Origin of the sequence: Leisingera sp. M658, assembly GCF_025144145.1 — a bacterium.
In the GTDB taxonomy this organism is placed as follows: domain Bacteria; phylum Pseudomonadota; class Alphaproteobacteria; order Rhodobacterales; family Rhodobacteraceae; genus Leisingera.
The window spans coordinates 2513497-2531997 of the sequence record NZ_CP083546.1 but is presented as its reverse complement, the minus strand read 5'-3'; the positions used below and the strand labels follow the sequence as shown (position 1 = coordinate 2531997).

At 62.9% G+C, this 18501-nt stretch carries 17 protein-coding genes; 8 read left to right on the top strand and 9 right to left on the bottom strand.

Annotated elements, in window-relative coordinates; translation table 11 throughout:
- The first annotated feature begins 64 nt into the window (after positions 1-64).
- A complete protein-coding gene (locus K3724_RS12620) occupies positions 65-532 on the top strand; it encodes an Lrp/AsnC family transcriptional regulator (RefSeq protein WP_027258505.1) in 468 nt (155 codons plus the stop codon).
- Between the two features lie 172 nt (positions 533-704).
- On the opposite strand, the gene K3724_RS12615 is transcribed toward K3724_RS12620, so the two are convergent.
- Positions 705-1886, bottom strand: coding sequence for a cytochrome P450 (locus K3724_RS12615; protein WP_259985362.1), 1182 nt, complete (start codon positions 1884-1886; stop codon positions 705-707).
- Between the two features lie 59 nt (positions 1887-1945).
- Between K3724_RS12615 and K3724_RS12610 the strand changes: the two genes are divergently transcribed.
- The 5 genes from K3724_RS12610 to K3724_RS12590 all read left to right on the top strand — a co-directional run bounded on the left by K3724_RS12610 (position 1946) and on the right by K3724_RS12590 (position 8732).
- The gene (locus K3724_RS12610) at positions 1946-3688 is read left to right on the top strand and encodes an ATP-binding protein (RefSeq protein WP_259985360.1); all 1743 of its coding nucleotides are present in this window, start codon (positions 1946-1948) and stop codon (positions 3686-3688) included.
- Positions 3685-4914: a sigma-54 dependent transcriptional regulator gene (locus K3724_RS12605; RefSeq protein WP_259985350.1), complete on the top strand. Its 1230-nt coding sequence runs from the start codon at positions 3685-3687 to the stop codon at positions 4912-4914. The genes K3724_RS12610 and K3724_RS12605 overlap by 4 nt, the downstream gene beginning before the upstream one ends.
- Before the next feature lie 660 nt (positions 4915-5574).
- Positions 5575-6576, top strand: a complete 1002-nt coding sequence (locus K3724_RS12600) for a DctP family TRAP transporter solute-binding subunit (RefSeq protein WP_259985348.1) — start codon at positions 5575-5577, stop codon at positions 6574-6576.
- Between the two features lie 102 nt (positions 6577-6678).
- Positions 6679-7356, top strand: coding sequence for a TRAP transporter small permease (locus K3724_RS12595; RefSeq protein WP_259985340.1), 678 nt, complete (start codon positions 6679-6681; stop codon positions 7354-7356).
- Positions 7356-8732, top strand: coding sequence for a TRAP transporter large permease (locus tag K3724_RS12590; protein ID WP_259985338.1), 1377 nt, complete (start codon positions 7356-7358; stop codon positions 8730-8732). Before K3724_RS12595 ends, K3724_RS12590 begins: the two co-directional genes overlap by 1 nt.
- Before the next feature lie 105 nt (positions 8733-8837).
- On the opposite strand, the gene tpiA is transcribed toward K3724_RS12590, so the two are convergent.
- The 4 genes from tpiA to K3724_RS12570 form a co-directional block, all read right to left on the bottom strand.
- Positions 8838-9587 (bottom strand): triose-phosphate isomerase, encoded by a 750-nt coding sequence (gene tpiA / locus K3724_RS12585; protein ID WP_259985336.1) that lies wholly within the window; start codon positions 9585-9587, stop codon positions 8838-8840.
- 139 nt (positions 9588-9726) lie between these two features.
- Positions 9727-10086 (bottom strand): iron-sulfur cluster assembly accessory protein, encoded by a 360-nt coding sequence (locus K3724_RS12580; RefSeq protein WP_129371313.1) that lies wholly within the window; start codon positions 10084-10086, stop codon positions 9727-9729.
- Between the two features lie 156 nt (positions 10087-10242).
- Positions 10243-11460 (bottom strand): glycerophosphodiester phosphodiesterase family protein, encoded by a 1218-nt coding sequence (locus K3724_RS12575; RefSeq protein WP_259985334.1) that lies wholly within the window; start codon positions 11458-11460, stop codon positions 10243-10245.
- A gap of 105 nt (positions 11461-11565) precedes the next feature.
- Complete coding sequence (locus K3724_RS12570) at positions 11566-11928, bottom strand: SUF system Fe-S cluster assembly protein (RefSeq protein WP_129371311.1); 363 nt, start codon at positions 11926-11928, stop codon at positions 11566-11568.
- 246 nt (positions 11929-12174) lie between these two features.
- On the opposite strand from K3724_RS12570, the gene K3724_RS12565 reads away from it, so the two are divergent.
- Positions 12175-12945, top strand: coding sequence for a hypothetical protein (locus K3724_RS12565; RefSeq protein ID WP_259985325.1), 771 nt, complete (start codon positions 12175-12177; stop codon positions 12943-12945).
- Positions 12946-13053: 108 nt separating this feature from the next.
- Here the strand turns inward: K3724_RS12565 and K3724_RS12560 are convergent, their stop codons facing one another.
- The 3 genes from K3724_RS12560 to rimK form a co-directional block, all read right to left on the bottom strand.
- Complete coding sequence (locus K3724_RS12560; RefSeq protein WP_259985323.1) at positions 13054-13329, bottom strand: NfeD family protein; 276 nt, start codon at positions 13327-13329, stop codon at positions 13054-13056.
- On the bottom strand, positions 13329-14219 hold the full coding sequence (locus K3724_RS12555; RefSeq protein ID WP_259985322.1) for an SPFH domain-containing protein: 891 nt from the start codon (positions 14217-14219) through the stop codon (positions 13329-13331). The genes K3724_RS12560 and K3724_RS12555 overlap by 1 nt, the downstream gene beginning before the upstream one ends.
- Before the next feature lie 74 nt (positions 14220-14293).
- Complete coding sequence (gene rimK, locus K3724_RS12550; RefSeq protein WP_259985320.1) at positions 14294-15700, bottom strand: 30S ribosomal protein S6--L-glutamate ligase; 1407 nt, start codon at positions 15698-15700, stop codon at positions 14294-14296.
- A gap of 70 nt (positions 15701-15770) precedes the next feature.
- Between rimK and tgt the strand changes: the two genes are divergently transcribed.
- On the top strand, positions 15771-16901 hold the full coding sequence (gene tgt / locus K3724_RS12545) for a tRNA guanosine(34) transglycosylase Tgt (protein WP_259985314.1): 1131 nt from the start codon (positions 15771-15773) through the stop codon (positions 16899-16901).
- 57 nt (positions 16902-16958) lie between these two features.
- On the opposite strand, the gene rsgA is transcribed toward tgt, so the two are convergent.
- Positions 16959-18026, bottom strand: a complete 1068-nt coding sequence (gene rsgA / locus K3724_RS12540; RefSeq protein ID WP_259985306.1) for a ribosome small subunit-dependent GTPase A — start codon at positions 18024-18026, stop codon at positions 16959-16961.
- Positions 18027-18501 lie beyond the last annotated feature (475 nt).

Below are 18501 nucleotides of genomic sequence, written 5' to 3'. Positions count from 1 at the left end.
GAACAATGGCTTTACCGAAAAGAGACATTGGGCCGATTGGTCCTCACAATAGGAGAAAACAGGAATGACGGTGCGGATCGACGCCACTGACCGGAAAATTCTGGCTGAACTGCAGCGCGACGCTGGCCAGTCGCTGGACGAAATCGCCCGTCAGGTGGGCTCCTCCAAGACTCCTGTGTGGAATCGCATCCGCAAGCTGAAGGAGGCTGGTGTGATCGGCCAGCAAACGGTGCTGCTGGATGCCGAGGCGCTGGGGTTCGAGGCCTGTTTCTTTGTTCTCATCCGCACCTCCGAGCATGAGGCGGACTGGCAGGCCAAATTTCTGCAAGCGCTGCGCGACCGCCCCGAGGTGCAGGAGGCCCACCGGCTTGCGGGCGACATCGACTATATCCTGAAGGTCCGGGTGCAAAATGCGCGCGCTTATGATGTGTTCTATCAGGCGCTGATTGCCGAGGTGCGGGTGCATAATGTGACGGCGCTGTTGTCGATGGAGGAGATCAAATCCACAACAATGCTGCCGCTGCAACCCTAAGGACTTGGGTATTTAAGACCAGAAAGAAGCAGGGAGGCCAGAAAGAAGCAGGGAAGATGGTCTGCTTCTTTCTGGTCCGAAAACACCCCGGGGTTTGGGGCAGAGCCCCATATTAAGCGTGCGTTTGGGGCAGAGCCCCATGTTAAACATGCGTTTGGGGCAGAGCTCCAAGTCAGACCGTAACCAGCAACCGGGTCAACCCGTGGAAGTGGTAGGTATTCGAGTACTCCGGTGCTGCCGCCAGTTTCAGATCCGGGCAGCGGTCGAACAGGATCGGCAGGGCAATCTGCATTTCCAGCCGCGCCAGCGGGGCGCCGACGCAGAAATGCAAGCCGCCGCCAAAGCTTTTGTTCACTTTGGGCGGGCGGGCCGGGTCGAAGCGGTCCGCGTCGTCCAGTGCCGCCGGGTCGCGATTGGCGGCGGCCAGCAGCAAGGCCACCTGATCGCCGCGCTGGAAGGTATGGCCGAAGACCTCGGCCTCCTCATAGGCGTAGCGGGTGAACATATGCAGCGGCGGGTCATAGCGCAGGATCTCCTCCACCAGCCCGTCAAGGCCATCGGGCGCCAGCCACGCCGCGTCCCAGCCCTGCTGCAGCATGGTTTTCACACCGTTACCCAGGGAGTGCACGGTGGCCTCGTGGCCTGCATTCAGCAACAGGATGCAGGTGCCGATCAGCTCGTCCGTTGACAGCTTGTCGCCTTCCTCTTCAGCCGCGATCAGCCGGGTGATCAGGTCGTCGCGGGGATCGTTGCGGCGCTCATCGATGTAGCTGCGCAGAAACTCCGTGAACTGTTGCGAGGCCTTGGCGGCGGCGTGTTCGGTCTCTTCGGTGCGCGACGCCTGATACATCGCCACCATCCTGTGCGACCAGTCCAGCAACTGCGGCGCCATGTCCTCGGGCACGCCCAGCAGGCGGCAGATGGTGATCACCGGCACCTGGGTGCAATAGGCCTCCAACAGGTCGAAGGGCTGGTCCGGGAAAGCGTCGATCAGCTGGTGGCACAGATCCTTGATATCCGGTTCCAGCGCCGCGATCTCGCGCGAGGTGAAGGCGCGCAGCACCAGCCGGCGCAGGCGGGTGTGGCGGGGCGGCTCGGCGTCCAGCAATGAGTGCGCTTCAACCGCCAGAAAAGGGGCGAGATGGGCGGGGCCTTCTGTCTGCATCTCTTCCGGCATCTCGCGGCCGAAGCGGCGGTCGCGCAGCAGCATATGCACGGCGGAATGGCCAAAGGCGGCAACCATGCCGTAGTCCTGCCAATGGTGCAGCTGGCCCTGGACCTGGGCGGCGGCGTAGAACGGGTAGGGGTCCTGTACAAAGGCCGGATCGGTGGGGGATTGGATTAAAGTCTTCATATACCGGTTGTTGCCGTTGCATCTGGTCAATGCAAGGGCCGCTTTGATAACGTGCCGCAATGAAAACACAGCAATTCCTTCGCTGGAGCCTGCCTGCCGGGTTCCTGTTGGCCGTGGCGGCATTGGCGCTGATGGTCTGGTCTTATGGCTACCGTCAGGCGCTGGACAGCCTGGCTGAGCGCAGTGCGGCGGATCTGGCCTTGGCGTCGGACCGGGTCAGCACCCAGCTGCAGGTCTATCAGGAACTGGCGGTTCTGACCGCCGAACACCCGGCACTGGCGGACCTGTCCACGCCCGTGGCGCAGGACGCGGCGGCGGAGCTGCTGCGCGCGGTTGCGGACAAAACCGCGGCGCTGGATGTGTTTTTTGCCGCTGCGGACGGCCGGGTGCTGGCGGCGGCCGAAGGGGTGTCCGGCGCGGATGTCTCGGGGCAGGCGTATTTCACCCGCGCCATGCAAGGGGCCATGGGCACCGGCCACGCGGTATTGCAGCCGGGCGGGCGGCGGTCGTATTTCTATGCCGCGCCAGTGTTTCAGCCTGGTGGTGTGCGCGGGGCGCTGGTGGTTGCAGCGGATGTGAATGACGTGGAGCAGACCTGGCGCGGCTCGCTGCCGGCGGTATTCTTTACCGGCATGAGCGGCGAGGTGTTCATTTCCAACCGGTCCGAATTGCTGTTCTGGCAGCGCGGCGCGGCGGGGGAAACCCCGCGTGTCACTGGCAGGGACCGCTATGGAGGGCATGAAATCTGGAGCCTTGAGGGCAGCCCCTATTTGCCCGGCCGCGCACTGCATCTTTCGGTGGATTTGCCGCTGATTGGGATGACAGGCGAAATTCTGGTGGATGTGGCACCTGCCCGGCGGATCGCAGCCTTGCAGGCGGCGGCGCTGGCGGCGGTGTGCCTGGCTCTGGGCGCCATGTTGTTCATCGTGATGGAGCGCCGCCGCACCCTGGCCGAGGCCAATGCGGTGCTGGAAAGCCGGGTGGAAAAACGGACCAAGGCTTTGTCTCTGGCCAATGATCAGCTGCGCCGCGAGGTGGGCGAGCGCGAGGAAGCCGAAGCCGCCCTGAAGCGCGCCCAGGAGGATCTGGTGCAGGCGGGCAAACTGTCCGCTTTGGGGCAGATGTCGGCGGGCATCAGCCATGAATTGAACCAGCCGCTGATGGCGATCCAGCAATATGCCGAAAACGGCGCCGCCTTTCTGGAGCGGGGCAAGGCGGAGCGCACTGGCGAAAACCTGGGCCGGATCGCCGACATGGCGGTGCGGATGGCGCGGATCATCAAGAACTTGCGCGCCTTTGCCCGCAATGAAAGCGAGCCGATGGGACAGGTCGATCTGGTGCAGGTGATCAAAACGGCAGTGGAGCTGACCGCGCCGCGGCTGAAAGCAGATCATATAGATCTGCGCTGGGATGAGGCGGCCTATGCGGCGCCGGTGCCGGCCTGGGGCGGCGAGGTGCGGCTGACGCAGGTGTTTGTGAACCTGATCAACAACGCGGCGGATGCAATGCAAGGGCAATTGGAGAAGGTGATCTCAATCTCTGTCGAACGCGGCCCGCGGCTGCAGGTGCGGGTGCAGGACAGCGGCCCCGGCATCAAGGAGCCGGAAAAGATGTTCGAGCCGTTTTATTCCACTAAGGCGGTGGGCAGTTCGGAAGGCATGGGGCTGGGGCTGTCGATCTCATACGGGTTGGTGCAAAGCTTTGGCGGTAACATCCGCGGTGCCAATACCGGCGGCGGTGCGGTGTTCACAGTGGAACTGGAGCCATGGCGCGAAGGTTCTGAAAAGGGAGACGCGGCATGACCCGCAAGGTGCTGCTGGTGGATGACGACGCGGCGGTGCGCGAGGCGCTGGCGCAGACCTTGGAGCTGAACGATCTGGAGGTGGTCGCCTGCGGCTCGTTTGTGGCGGCCAAGGATCACATTGCTCCGGTGTTCGGCGGCATCATCGTGTCGGACATCCGGATGCCGGGGCGGGACGGGTTTCACCTGCTGGACTATGCCCGCAGCATGGATGAAGAATTGCCGGTGGTGCTGCTGACCGGCGAGGGTGACATTCCGATGGCGGTGAAGGCGATGTCGCAGGGGGCGTTCGATTTCCTGGAAAAACCCTGCGCCGCAGCCGATTTCCTGCCGGTGCTGGAGCGCGCCCTAAAGACGCGGGCGCTGGTGCTGGAAAACCGGCGGCTGAAGCATCAGCTGGAGACCGGCGATCCGGCGGCGCGGCTGTTGTTCGGCACCTCGCCCCAGGCCATGGAAATGCGCCAGCGGGTGCGCGCGGTGGCGCCGACAGGGGCGGAGGTGCTGGTCACCGGCGCGCCGGGCAGCGGTATTTCCAAAGTGGCGGAGGTCATTCACCTGATGTCGCCTGCAGGGCAGGGGCCGTTTGTGAAACGCCCCGCCGCAGGGCTGGCCGCAGAGACGGTGGCGGAGCTGTGCCAGGAGGCGGCGGGCGGCTCGCTGTTTCTGGACGAGCTGCAGGCGCTGCCGGAAGCGGCGCAATTTGCGCTGCTGGCGCAATTGGAACAGGGCAGCGCGGTGCGGATCATTGCAGGCTCCAGTGCTGGTCTGGCGGATAAGGTGCAGGCCGGCGGGTTCAGTCCGGACCTGTTTTACCGGCTGGATGTGATGCGGGTGCGGATCCCCTCACTGGCCGAACGCCCCGGTGATATTCCGGTATTGTTCCGTCATTACGTGGCGCAGGCGGCAGAGCAGGCGGGGATCGAGGTGCCGGAGATTTCGCAGGGCCATCTGGCAGCCCTGATGGCGCAGGACTGGCCGGGCAATGCGCGCTCCTTGATGTCGGCGGCAATGCGGTTTGTGCTGGGCATGCCGGAAGAGGCCGCCGCAGCAGCAGGGCTGGGTCTGGCGGAGCAGATGGCGCAGGTCGAGCGCTCGCTGCTGATTGCGGCGCTGGGCCGGGCCAATGGCCGCGCGGCTGCAGCCGCGGAAGCGTTGAGGCTGCCGCGCAAGACGTTTTATGACAAGCTGGCCCGCTATGGCATCCGGCCCGAGGACTACCGCCGCTGAGGGCGCTGGGGCCAGGGCCTTGCGATTGGTATGGTCCGGCACTGCTGCCGGAGTATCAAGGAGGCGGCGCCGCCGGTAACCCCGGAATGGGGCATGGGGGCGGAGGGAGGACGGGGGTAAGCCCATGTCCGCTGAAGCCTTCGTTCGGGACGCCCCTGCACCCGATGAAGAGGTGGTCTTGGGGCCCTGTGGTCTCCTGTTGGTGCGGGTTGTCAAACCGCACCGGTGTCGCGACGGGAATGACTATCGCAAGCCCGAGTTAAGGAGGCGCAAGCGGTGCGTGCGGCGGGGGCGGCCGCGGCGCAACACCCCGAAGCGCGCGTGCCGGGCCAGGCTGGGGTGCCTCCGGCGGGGATATTTTCGGCAAGAGGAAAAAGGTGATTCCCGGCTTGCTGTGTCCAGTGCTAACATTTGTGCGGTTTTCCGCACAAAGCCGGAAGCACCCTGTGCGGGATTCCGCACAGCTTTTGACGGATGCAGCCTGAACACGCTTGGAATTGCCGGTAAGCCATTGCCAGAATGCGGAAAAAACTGACGGCTTATGAGTTCCGAATCAATTCTTGAGCGGATTCTCGCAACTTGGGATGCTCTGGGCGGGCTTCAGCCATGCGCTGAATGCAACATCGGATTCAGAGATGATTTTTCTGGGAGGAAAAGACCATGAAATTCCTGACCACTGCCGCCACCGCACTGGCACTGACCGTCACCGCAGGCGCTGCAAGTGCTGCCTGCGACGACGGCGAGATCGTGGTGAAGTTCAGCCATGTCACCAACACCGACAAGCACCCCAAGGGGATTGCCGCGTCGCTGCTGGAGAGCCGCGTGAACGAAGAAATGAACGGCACCATGTGCATCGAGGTCTATCCGAACTCGACGCTGTACAATGACAACAAGGTGCTGGAAGCGATGCTGCAGGGCGACGTGCAGCTGGCCGCGCCGTCATTGTCGAAGTTTGAGAAATTCACCAAGCAGTTCCGCCTGTTCGACCTGCCGTTCATGTTCAAGAACATCGACGCGGTGGATGCGTTCCAGGGGTCCGAAACCGGCCAGGAGATGCTGGATTCCATGCAGCGCCGCGGTCTGCAGGGGCTGGCCTATTGGCACAACGGCATGAAGCAGATGTCGGCGAACAAACCGCTGGTCGAGCCCACGGATGCCAATGGGCTGAAGTTCCGGGTGCAGTCCTCGGACGTGCTGGTCGCCCAGATGGAAGCTATCGGCGGCTCGCCACAGAAGATGGCATTCTCGGAAGTCTACGGCGCGCTGCAGCAGGGGGTTGTGGACGGGCAGGAAAACACCTGGTCCAACATCTACGGCAAGAAGTTTTTTGAGGTGCAGGACGGTGTGACCGAGACCAACCACGGCGCGCTGGACTATCTGGTGGTGACCTCCGTTGACTGGCTGGACAGCCTGGACCCGGCGGTGCGCGACCAATTCCTGACCATCCTGAATGAGGTGACCGCGACCCGCAACGCTGAATCCACCAAGGTGAACGGTGAAGCCCGTCAGGCGATCATCGATGCCGGCGGCGTGGTGCGTGAGCTGACGCCCGAGCAGCGTGCGGCCTGGGTCGAAGCGATGAAGCCGGTCTGGGAGAAGTTCGCAGGCGACGTCGGCCAGGAGAAGATCGACGCGGCGCAAGCCATCAACGCAGGCCTGTAAGTCAGGCCCGTATCCGGGAGGCCCGCATCGGGGCCTCCTGACTGCAGGCGGCGCGGGGATCCGCTGCCTGCACCCCTTTTCCGCAAAATTTGGGAGGCAGCCATGGCGGGGTCCAGAACCGGCCCGAGCGGGCTTATCAACGCACTCGAAGAAACCCTGATCGCGATCCTGCTGGGGCTGATGACGGCAATAACATTTGCCAATGTCATCGCGCGGTTTGTGTTTAATTCTAACATTTTATGGGCACTGGAGCTGACCGTGTTCCTGTTTGCCTGGCTGGTGCTTTTGGGCGCGTCTTATGCGGTGAAAGCCCATGCGCATCTGGGCGTTGATGCCATCGTCAACATGCTGGCGCCGGGCGCGCGCCGCGCGGTGGGCTTGTTTGCCGCCGCCTGCTGCATCGTGTTCTCGTTGCTGCTGCTGAAAGGCGCATATGACTATTGGGCGGTGTTTGCGGATCTGCCGCCGACCTCGGGGCGCTGGTTCCCGACCGGGTTTGACATGAAGGCACGCAGCCAAAGTTTTTACGAGGTGCAGGATGTGCCGATGGTGGCGGTCTTCAAGTTTCTTGAGGACCTGATCAACTACGGCGATTCCTACGAGAAACTGCCGAAAGTGGTGCCGTATGTGGTGCTGCCGGTGTCGATGCTGCTTTTGGTGTTCCGCTTTGTTCAGGCGACGTTCCAGATCGCGCGCGGTGATGTCGACCGGCTGGTCGCCAGCCATGAAGTGGAAGATGAGCTGGACGCCGTGCGGGCGCAGCGCGGGGAGCATGACTGATGGAAGTGGTAATTCTCTTTGCTATGGTGATCGGCCTGTTGCTGATCGGGGTGCCGATTGCGGTGTCGCTGGGTCTCAGCTCGACGATTTTCCTGCTGATTTACTCCGACAGTTCGCTGGCGAGCGTCGCGGGCACGTTGTTTGAAGCCTTTGAGGGGCATTTCACCCTGCTGGCGATCCCGTTCTTTATTCTGGCGTCAAGCTTCATGACCACGGGCGGCGTGGCGCGGCGGATCATCCGGTTTTCGATTGCCTGTGTCGGCCATCTGCCGGGCGGGCTGGCTATTGCGGGCGTCTTTGCATGCATGCTGTTTGCAGCGCTTTCGGGGTCGTCGCCTGCAACTGTGGTGGCCATCGGCTCCATTGTGATCGCTGGCATGCGCGAGGTGGGCTACTCCAAGGAGTTCGCGGCAGGCGTGATCTGTAACGCAGGGACGCTTGGCATCCTGATCCCGCCGTCGATTGTGATGGTGGTCTATGCAGCCGCGGTTGAGGTTTCCGTCGGCCGGATGTTCCTGGCCGGTGTCATTCCGGGACTGATGGCCGGGCTGATGCTGATGGTGACCATCTATGTGATGGCCAAGGTCAAGAACCTGCCCAAGGGCGAGTGGAAGGGCTGGGGCGAGATCTTTGAGTCGGCGCGGGATGCGGGCTGGGGGTTGTTCCTGATCGTGATCATTCTGGGCGGCATCTATGGCGGCATCTTTACTCCGACCGAGGCGGCGGCGGTGGCGGCGGTATATGCCTTCTTTATCGCCAGCTTTGTCTACAAGGACATGGGACCGCTGTCGAATGGTGAGGGCAAGGCAAAGACGCCGCTGTTGCGGAAGCCTTATGCACTGCTGACTGCGTTCCTGCACAGCGATACCAAGCACACGCTGTTCGAGGCGGGCAAATTGACCGTGACGCTGCTGTTTGTGATTGCCAATGCGCTGATCCTGAAACATGTGCTGACCGATGAGCAGGTGCCGCAGCAGATTGCAACGGCAATGCTGTCGGCAGGCTTTGGCCCGGTGATGTTCCTGATCGTGGTCAATGTGATCCTGCTGATCGGCGGCCAGTTCATGGAGCCTTCGGGCCTGCTGGTCATCGTTGCACCGCTGGTGTTCCCGATTGCGATTGAGCTGGGCATTGATCCCATCCATCTGGGCATCATCATGGTGGTGAACATGGAGATCGGCATGATTACCCCTCCGGTTGGCCTGAACCTGTTTGTGACCTCGGGCGTGGCGGGGATGCCGATGATGGGGGTGGTGCGGGCGGCGCTGCCGTTCCTCGCGGTGCTCTTTGTTTTCCTGATCATGATCACCTATATCCCCTGGCTGTCCACTGTTTTGCCAAATGCGGTGATGGGGCCGGAGATCATAACCAAGTAAGGCTTTGCAGAAAAGAAAACGGCGCCCGGATGTTCGGGCGCCGTTTTGCGTTCTGCGGCAAAATTCTTCGAAGAATTTTGCCAAGAAAATTCGAATTTTCTTGGCTCAGGCGGCCTCAAGCGCGGTGATGATCGGGGAGAAATCCGCGGCCTTGAGGCTGGCGCCGCCTACAAGTGCTCCATCGACATTGGAGACAGCAAAGATCTCACTTGCGTTCGATGGCTTGACCGAGCCGCCGTAGAGCAGGCGGATGGTCTCTGCGGTCCCGGCCCCGAAGCGGGCGGTGAGTTCGGCGCGCAGGAAGTTGTGCACTTCGGAAATTTGCTCCAGCGTCGGCACTTTACCGGTGCCGATGGCCCAGACCGGTTCGTATGCCACAACGGTGTTTTTGCCGGTGGCAGAGGCCGGGACGGAACCTGCAAGCTGAGTGCCAACCACCTTCAGCGTGTCGCCGCCTTCGCGCTCGGACAGGGTTTCACCGATGCAGATCACCGCAGTGAGGCCTTCTGCTAGGGCGGCTTCGGCTTTGGCGCAGATCTGGGCGTCAGTTTCGCCGTGGTCGGCGCGGCGCTCGGAATGGCCGAGGATCACGGCGGAGGCGCCGGCGTCTTTCAGCATGCCAGCTGAAAGATCGCCGGTGTGGGCGCCGGAGGCGTTTGCATGGCAGTCCTGGCCGCCGATGGCGACGGCGCTGCCTTTGGCGATTTCAGCCGCGCGCGACAGCAGGGTTGCCGGCGGGCAGATCAGGATCTCCGAAGCCGGGCCGGTATGGCTTTCGGCCAGGGCTGCCAATTCACCCAGGCTGTCGCCGGTGCCGTTCATTTTCCAGTTGCCTGCTGCCAGTTTCCGCCGCATGGGGGATGCCTCCGATCCTCGTTATGTGGGCGTGACAGGTAACACCAGCGGCGGAGTGGCGCAATTCGCTTGGCCGGGGACCGGCCACAAAAAGGGCGGGGAAGACCCCGCCCGCTGATTGCGTCCCGTCTGGACCGGATCAGGCGCCGGGCAGTTCCTTGAAGCTGATCGATTCGCCGCAGCCGCAGGCATCCGCGACATTGGGGTTGTTGAACTTGAAACCGCTTTCCAAGAGCGTCACCTCATAGTCGATTTCGGTGCCGAACAGGAACATCTGCGCCATAGGCGCGATCAGGATGCGGGCGCCGTCCTGTTCCACCACTTCATCGTTGGCAGAGGGCTCGTTGACGTATTCCATGGTGTATTCCATGCCCGCACAGCCGCCTTTCTTGACGCCGATACGCAGGCCGGCATGGCCGTCCTTGGCCATCAGCCTGGCGATCTGCGCTGCTGCCTTGGGCGTCATGGTCACAGCTTGTTTGCCGGGAATGCCGAACATGGGGTTCTCCTTACACTTAGTCCCTATCTAGGGCTGGTGCTGCCGCGGCTCAACCCCGCAAACGTCCAGGCAGGCAGGTAACATGTACTCTGTATGCGGATTTTCAACGGGGAGCGGCCTGAAACCTGCGCTGCCGCCGATCACAGGCCAATGGTGTCACAGTCCCATACAATTTGCATAGTAGGTGACGGTGGCAGGCCAGTCAGAAAAAACGCCTTCGACACCTGCGTCCTGTGCCAAAACGTCCAGCAGCTGATAATACATGCCGTCGCCGCGGCTGAGACCTGCGAGCGACTGGAAATACCATTCGCCGCCCTGCAGCGGGCCGGAGCGTTCCAGCGTCCAGGTGATCAGCCGCAGCCCGGCGGATTTGGCGGCAATGGCATAGGCGGAGGGGATAATGCGGCCGTCCTGTACGGTCACCAGCATCCAAAGGGGCGGTGCCAGGTAATTGACGCCCTGGGCCTTCAGCGTGGCGAAGTCATAGGGGAATGTTGCCGGATCGGTGTGATCAAACCCCTCGTGGCGGTAGCTGCCGTCGAGCAGCACCGCCTGGCGGCCGAACTCCGGTTCGTGTTCGATCCAATAGAGGATATCGTCCAGGCTGAAGCTTTGCACCCAGACGTCGGCGGGTGCGATGCCGGCGGATTCATAATCATCAATTAGTTTCTGCGCGAAATCCTGTTGCGTGAAGCCGTTAAAGGGCATCGGGACTGCGGGGGCTTTCAGCTCGGGCATGAATTTGGCGCCGAGGCTTTGCAGCAGGCCGATCGACTCGGCATGTGTCAGGGTTTGGGCATTGCCGCCGTAAAGCGTGCTGCGCCACGAGGGAAGGCCGCCCTGATAGTCCCGCGGCGTGGCTGCAAAGGGATTGGCGCTGTCCATTTTCGGGCGCAGGCTGCGGAATTCGTCCAGGGTCAGATCGGAGCTGCGGCATTCGGCGCTGGCGGGGGAATTGAATGCATGCGGAGAGAAGGGCTGGATGCAGCGGTCCGCCAGGGGCGAGGTCAGGATGTCCGTGGTCCGGTGCAGATCGTTCTGCGCATGGCGGCAGACCAGTTCCAGGTCGCGGGTGAAGGTGACGTCGCATTCCAGAATGCCCGCCCCCATGGCGGCAGCGGCGCGGTGGCCTTCGGCGGTGTGTTCGGGAAACATCAGCGGCGCGCCGCGGTGGCCGATGGAGAAATCCGTGCGCGCCGGGGTCTGGCCTGCGCAGGCCTGCAGCCTGTCCTTGAGCGCACCTTCGGGCAGCTGGCTGATCAGATAGGCCGGGCGCGGGCCGTAGCTGAGGGCCGGAGGTTCCGCAGTGCCGGGAGCAGGAAGCAGCACGAGGGCCGCGGACAGTAAAGCAACGGACAGCAGGGCTAGGCGCATGGGGCGGCTCCGGGTCTAGGGCTGCCGCACATTAGACGCGCGGGCCCGAAAATGAAAAGGCCCCCGCAGATGCAGGGGCCGGATCCGGGCACAGGCTGTGCGGGCTTACATGAAGCCCAGTTCCAGGCGGGCCTCGTCGGACATCATCTCCATGCCCCAGGGCGGCTCCCAGGTGAGTTCGACGTCAACCGTTTTCACCCCCGGCACCGGCGAGATGGCGTCGACAAGCCAGCCCGGCATCTCGCCCGCAACCGGGCAGCCCGGTGCGGTCAGCGTCATGATGATCCTGACGTCGTTCTCGTCATTGATGTCGATCGTGTAGATCAGCCCCAGCTCGTAGATGTTCACCGGTATTTCCGGGTCATAGACAGAGCGGCAGGCGTCGGTCACGGCCTCGTACAGCGGGTGGCTGACGGAGGAGGGCGCGATCAGCGGTGCGCCTTCAAGCGGTTCGGAAGGGTTGGTCATGGGGATCCCGGTCTGATATTCCGACGATTTATATAGGGAATGTACGGCCCGGCGTCCAGAGGCGGCGCACACCGCAGCGGGAATGTTCTGTTAACCGCCTGTTCGTGAAAATTTGATTTGATGGGGTGAGCGCGCTAAATTGTGGCTCCCCCACGATGATTTTGTAAACGCTGCCCGAAGGATGCGGGCCGTGCGCCGCTGTCCGGCCACGGAGCTGCTGTGTGCGGGCAGGAGCGGAGAGAGGCCATGCCAGGGAAAACCACGACCCGCAGATGCGCGAATTCCGCTGCCCTTGTGCTGGCGGGCAGCTGCCTGGCCGTAGGCGGGACGGCCGGTGATGCCCGGGCACAGGGGGCATGGCGCTGGCAGCTGACGCCCTTTGTGCTGGCACCATCGGTGGAGGGGACAACAGAGCTGGGGCAGGCAGGCGGCGGTCTGTCGATTGATGCGGGCGATGTGTTTGATCAGCTGCAGGCCGGCGGGATGCTGGCATTTGAGGGGCAGCACAGCAGCCGTTTCGGTTTCCGGCTGCGCTATGCGGTGATGGATTCGGACCGGACAGCGGAAAGCTTTGCCGGTGCGGTGGCTGCTGCCTATGACCAGAATATGGCTGAGGCAGTGGTGACCTATAGTTTCGGGCAGGGGCGGGACCGGTTTGAGGTCTTTGGCGGGCTGCGCCACTGGGATGTGGATGTGACGGCCTATCTGCCGGGCGGCGCGGTGCGGCGCGGCGGCGCATGGACCGATCCGATTGCGGGGCTGCGCTGGGAGCGGCGGCTGTCGCCGCGGTTCAGCCTGTCCTTGGAGGGCGATATCGGCGGCTTCGGCGCCGGGTCCGATCAAAGCTGGTCGGCCATGGGCGGGCTGATTTACGACCGCTGGGAGCGCGCCTCGATCTATGTGATGTACCGCGGGCTGGGGGTGGAGTATCAGGACGGCATCCGCGGCACGGACAGCTTTTTCCGCCATGATGCGGTGACTCACGGGCTGCTGGCGGGGGTGGGTTTCAGGTTCTGACGCGGGCCGTGCCGCATGGGCTATGCCGTATGGCCCGTAGCATGTGGCACGTACCGCATGGGCCGGGCCGCTGTGATGCGCAGCCCGGCCTGCTGTCAGTTGGTGTTGTCAGTCGTTGATGTCGTGGTTGAAGGTCTTCACCTGGCCCTTGGGCAGGGCAAAAAAGCGGCGCATCACCAGCCAGGCCGCCAGCGACAGCACAGCAAAGATCAGCAATAGCGGCGGCAGGCCGAAACCGGCGCCTGCCAGCAGCAGCAGGCTGACGGCCGCGGCGCCGATGGCAAAGCCGAGAAAGACAAAGCCGGGCACCAGAACTTCCAGTATGGCCAGCACCAGCGCCGCGGCGCCCCAGACCCACCACAAGTCCCAGAACGGCATATCCATTATTTGCCCCCTTTCAGCAGGTTGAAGGCGTTGCCAAAGGCCTCAAGCGCGTGGGCGGGGACCAGGATGGTCTGATTGCCCGCGCCCTTGCCGAGCGCGTTCAGCGATTCCACCTGTTTCAGGGCGACCTGGTACTGCGCTGCCTCGATACCGTTTTCGCGGATCGCCTTGGCGACAACTTCGGTGGCATAGGCCTCGGCTTCGGCCTGGATGCGGCGGGCCTTGGCGGTCTGTTCGGCGGCATAAAGCTCGGCGTCGGCGTTCAGCTCGACGGCGCGTTTTGCGCCCTCGGCCTCGGTCACCTGGGCGCGGCGGGCGCGTTCGGCATTCAGCTGCTGCAGCATCGCGTCGCGGGTGGCCTGATCCAAGTTCACGTCCAGGATCTCGGCGCGGGTGACTTCGATGCCCCAGTCGTCTACCGCGCTTTCGACTGAATGCTGGATCTGCCCGATCAGCTGCGAGCGGTTGGATTGCACCTCGTCCAGGTCCATTTTGCCGATCTCGGCGCGCACGATGCCGGCCACGGTGGTGGCAATGGCGCCGTCCACGTCGCGGATCCGGTAGACGGTCTTTTCCGGCTCCAGGATGCGGTAGAACACCGAAGTGTCGATCTGCACCAGCACGTTGTCCTTGGTGATCGCGTCCTGGGTGGCGTTGGGCAGCTGGCGCTCCAGGATTGACATCTTGTGGCGGGCCACATCCAGGAACGGCACGATGAAGTTAATGCCCGGCCCCAGCACCGAATGCAGGCGGCCGAACCGTTCGATCACGTATTTCTCGGACTGCGGCACGATGCGCACGCCCTTCAGTACCACGATGATCAGCAGGACCGCGCCCAGCAAGTACAGCAGGTTGCTGGAGAGAAGGTCCAGAATCAGGTCTTCGTTCATGAATATGCTTTCTGTTTCAAACGCCTGCGGGCAGGATCCTGCGCCCGTCCCGGCAGGTCAAGATAAACTGCGCCTCAAGAGGCAGAGGGTTTGAGCCGCCGCATCGGGGCCGGGCGGACCCGGTCTTCGATCTCGGCATAGATCAGCGCGGCGATGTTTTTGGAGGAGGTCTTCTCGATCCCTTCCAGCCCGGGGGAGGAATTCACCTCCAGCACCTTGGGGCCGGTTTCCGACCGCAACAGATCCACGCCCGCCACGTTGAGGCCAAAGGCACGGGCGGCGCGGACCGCGGTGGAGCGTTCCTCCTTGGTGATGCGGACGATTTCAGCGCTGCCGCCCAAGTGCAGGTTGGAGCGGAAGTCGCCCTCGGCGCCGGAGCGTTTCATCGCCGCGACCACCTTGGAGCCGACCACCAGACAGCGGATATCCACGCCTGCGGCTTCCTTGACAAACTGCTGCACCAGAAAGTTGGCCTTGAGCCCGCGGAAGGCGGTGATCACGCTTTCAGCGGCCTTTGTGGTTTCCGCCAGCACCACGCCCTTGCCCTGGGTGCTTTCGAGCAGTTTCACGATCAGCGGCGCGCCGCCCACAATCTGGATCAGGCTGCCGGTGTCCTTGGGCGAGGCAGCAAAGGCGGTGGCGGGCATGCCGATCTTGTGGCGCGCCAGAATCTGATGCGCGTGCAGCTTGTCGCGGCTGGCAGTGATGCCTTCGGCGCCATTGACGCAATAGGTGCCCACGGTTTCGAACTGGCGCAGCAGCGCGGTGCCGTATTGGGTGACCGAGGCGCCGATGCGCGGGATCACCGCGTCATAGCGGGGCAGGCGCTTGCCGTCATAATGGACCTCGGGCGCCAGCGCGTTCAGCGCCATGTAGCAGCGGGTGGTATTGATCACCTCGACCGTGTGGCCGCGGTTTTCCCCCTCTTCCACCAGGCGGCGGGTGGAATAATTGTCCTCGCGGCTGAGCACGGCGATGCGCAGCGAGCGTTTCGGGGCGGATTTGCGGATGCTGGAAGAGGAATAGACCGAATAATCCAGTTCCGGCTGGCACAGGCGTTCGCCCGGCACCACTGTCACGTTTTCGGTCAGCGCCTGGCGGCCCAGCAGCATGTGTTTCGCCATGCCGCGCCGGTCGGTCAGCGTCAGCTCCACCGGCCAGGACTGGCCTGCGATCTCCATCGGGGTTTCGATCACAAAGCGCATTTCGCTTTCGCCGTTTGACGACGTCACTTCGCGGCGGTCCTTGATCAAGGCAGAGCAGGGGATTTCCAGATCGTACTGGCCGGGGATGGGATGCACCATGAAGCGCACCTTGGGGGCGCTTGCCGGGCCAAAGGTTTCAATGCCGGTGGCATGCAGCGAGGAGGTGCGGGCGCCGGTGTCGACCTTGACCCGCAATGCGGGCAGACCAAGGTCGGGCAGGCTGACCCATTCTTCCCAACCGAGTTTCAATTGCGGTGCGGCGTCGGCTGTGGACATGGAGTTGGCTCCTTGGCATTAGAGGGGAATCACCGGTGTGCCGGTTTGAGTGTAACGGCAGGAATAGAAGATGGCAGAGCTTTTCAACTTTGAACTGAAGGCAACCGACGGCACGGCGCGCACAGGTGTCATCAATACGCCGCGCGGTGAAATCCGCACGCCTGCTTTCATGCCGGTCGGCACCGCCGCCACCGTCAAGGCGATGATGCCGGAAAGCGTGCGCGCGACCGGGGCCGATATCCTGCTGGGCAATACATACCACCTGATGCTGCGCCCGACAGCGGAGCGGATCGACCGGCTGGGCGGCTTGCACAAGTTCATGAACTGGGAGCGGCCCATTCTGACGGACTCGGGCGGGTTTCAGGTGATGTCGCTGGCCGGTTTGCGCAAGCTGACCGAGAAGGGCGTGACCTTCAAATCCCATATCGACGGCTCCAAGCATGAGCTGACACCGGAACGCTCGATGGAGATCCAGCGGCTGCTGGGGTCCGACATTGTGATGTGTTTTGACGAATGCCCGGCGCTGCCTGCGGACCGTGACCGGATTGCGGACTCAATGCGCCTGTCTATGCGCTGGGCCGAGCGGTCGCGCGAGGCATTCGGCGACCGGCCCGGCCATGCGCTGTTCGGGATCATGCAGGGCGGGCTGGAACAGGACCTGCGCGAAGAAAGCGCTGAGGCGCTGAAGAAAATCGGATTTGAGGGCTATGCTGTTGGCGGCCTTGCGGTGGGCGAGGGGCAGGAGGCGATGTTCGATTGCCTTGATTACGCCCCCGGTTTCCTGCCCCAAGACAAGCCGCGCTATCTGATGGGCGTGGGCAAGCCCGATGATATCGTCGGCGCAGTGGCGCGCGGCATTGACATGATGGACTGCGTGCTGCCGTCGCGGTCGGGCCGCACCGGACAGGCCTTTACCCGCTATGGCGTGGTGAATATCAAGAACGCCCGCCATCAGGACGATCCGCGGCCCTTGGATGAGCATTGCAGCTGCCCGGCCTGTTCGAGTTATTCGCGGGCTTACCTGCACCATGTGTTCCGCTCGAACGAGATGATTTCGGGGATGCTGCTGACCTGGCACAACCTGCATTATTTTCAGGAGATCATGCATGGTATGCGGGAGGCGATTGCCGCCGGCAGTTTTGAAGTCTGGCAGAAGGACTTTCACGATACCCGCGCGCAGGGTGATATCGAGCCGCTGTAAATGGCGCCCCGGTACCCCCGGCGCTGCTGCGCCAGGGGCGGGTTTAGGCCTTGGGGCTTACTTTTTGCGCTTGATGCGTTTGGCCTGTTTGATCACCTTGCCAAGCGCTTTGCCGGCGGCGCGGCGTTCCGACGGAGACTGCGCGTTAAAGGCGTCCTCGGATCTTAGCTTTTGCCAGCGCGCAATGCGGTCGGTGTCAAGCTGGCCGGCTTTGGCGGCTGCTTGGATGGCGCAGCCCGGTTCGCTTTCGTGCTGGCAGTCCCTGAAACGGCAGTGTGCCGCGATATCGGTAAGATCCTGAAACACCATATCAATACCGTCTTGCGCGTCAGATATCTGCAATTCGCGCATGCCGGGTGTGTCGATCAGCCAGCCGGCACCGGGCAGCCGCAGCATTTGCCGGTGCGAGGTCGTATGGCGGCCTTTGCTGTCATCCTCGCGGATGGCGCCGGTTTGCATCAGCCCGCCGCCGGCCAGGGTGTTGGCCAAAGTGGACTTGCCGACACCTGAGGAGCCGGCCAATGCCACCGTTTCCCCCAGCCCGCACCAGGCACGCAGGCGGTTGACCTCTGCAGGATTGGTGGCGTCGATGGTTTCGGCAACAAGGCCGGGCTGCAAGGATTGGGCCTGCGTCCGGTAACTGTCGGGATCATCTGCAAGGTCGGCCTTGGTCAGAATGATCACCGGGGTGGTGTTTGCTTCGTTTGCCAGCGCCAGAAAGCGTTCCAGCCGGGCGATGTTGAAGTCGTGATTGCAGGAGGTGACGATAAACAGCGTGTCAATGTTGGCGGCAATCAGCTGTGTTTCGCGGCCGGTGCCGGGCGCGCGCCGTCTAAACAAGGAGGCCCGTTCCAGCAGGACGGTGCCGTGCCCGGTTTCTGGGTCAAGGAGCAGCCAGTCCCCGACAGCGGCGCCATCAATGGCCGGGCAGGTCAGGGGACCGTCAGCGCTGATGAGGTCGAACTGGCTGCGGTGAATGGCGGTGATGCGGGCCGGAGCGGCGCCGTCGGCGGCATCTGCCATCTGGTGTTGAAAAAAGGGTTTGAAACCCAGTTCGCTCAGGCCGGAAGAGACCTGCGAACGCACGGGGGTGTTCAGAAAGCCGGGAAGTTTTCTGCGGTTCATGTCTTAAAACTCTCGGAGAGCCCGTTTGGCGGGCGTGGTATATTCAAATGCGGCCAAACAAAACCGGCCCGCTGGCTGCAGGTCTGAAGGTTTTTGCGTTTGGTGTGGGCCGGCATGCCGCGGGCCCGGATGACTCAGGTCATACAATCTCCGGTATTCGCCGTGCAGTTTAGGCGCCGGCGTGCAGTTGTTCAAGGTGCTGGATGTGAACCCTGTGCCAAGCAGTTGGAACCCGCCCGTATGGCTGCTGGATGACGGCTGGCCGGGCGCAACTATGTGCTGTTAAACGGCCTGTGCCCTGCAGCTCTTACAGCTGCGGCGGGCCCGTTAGGCCTTTGGTCACCCTTTCACCATTTGCGCCCTTGTGGTCCGGGTGCGGTGCGGGCAAGGTGGCTGCAAACCTTGGGGCAGGGCGGTTGAAAAGTGTTAACCATCCCCCCAGATAAAGACATCAATTGAGGAGACGGGCCAAAGC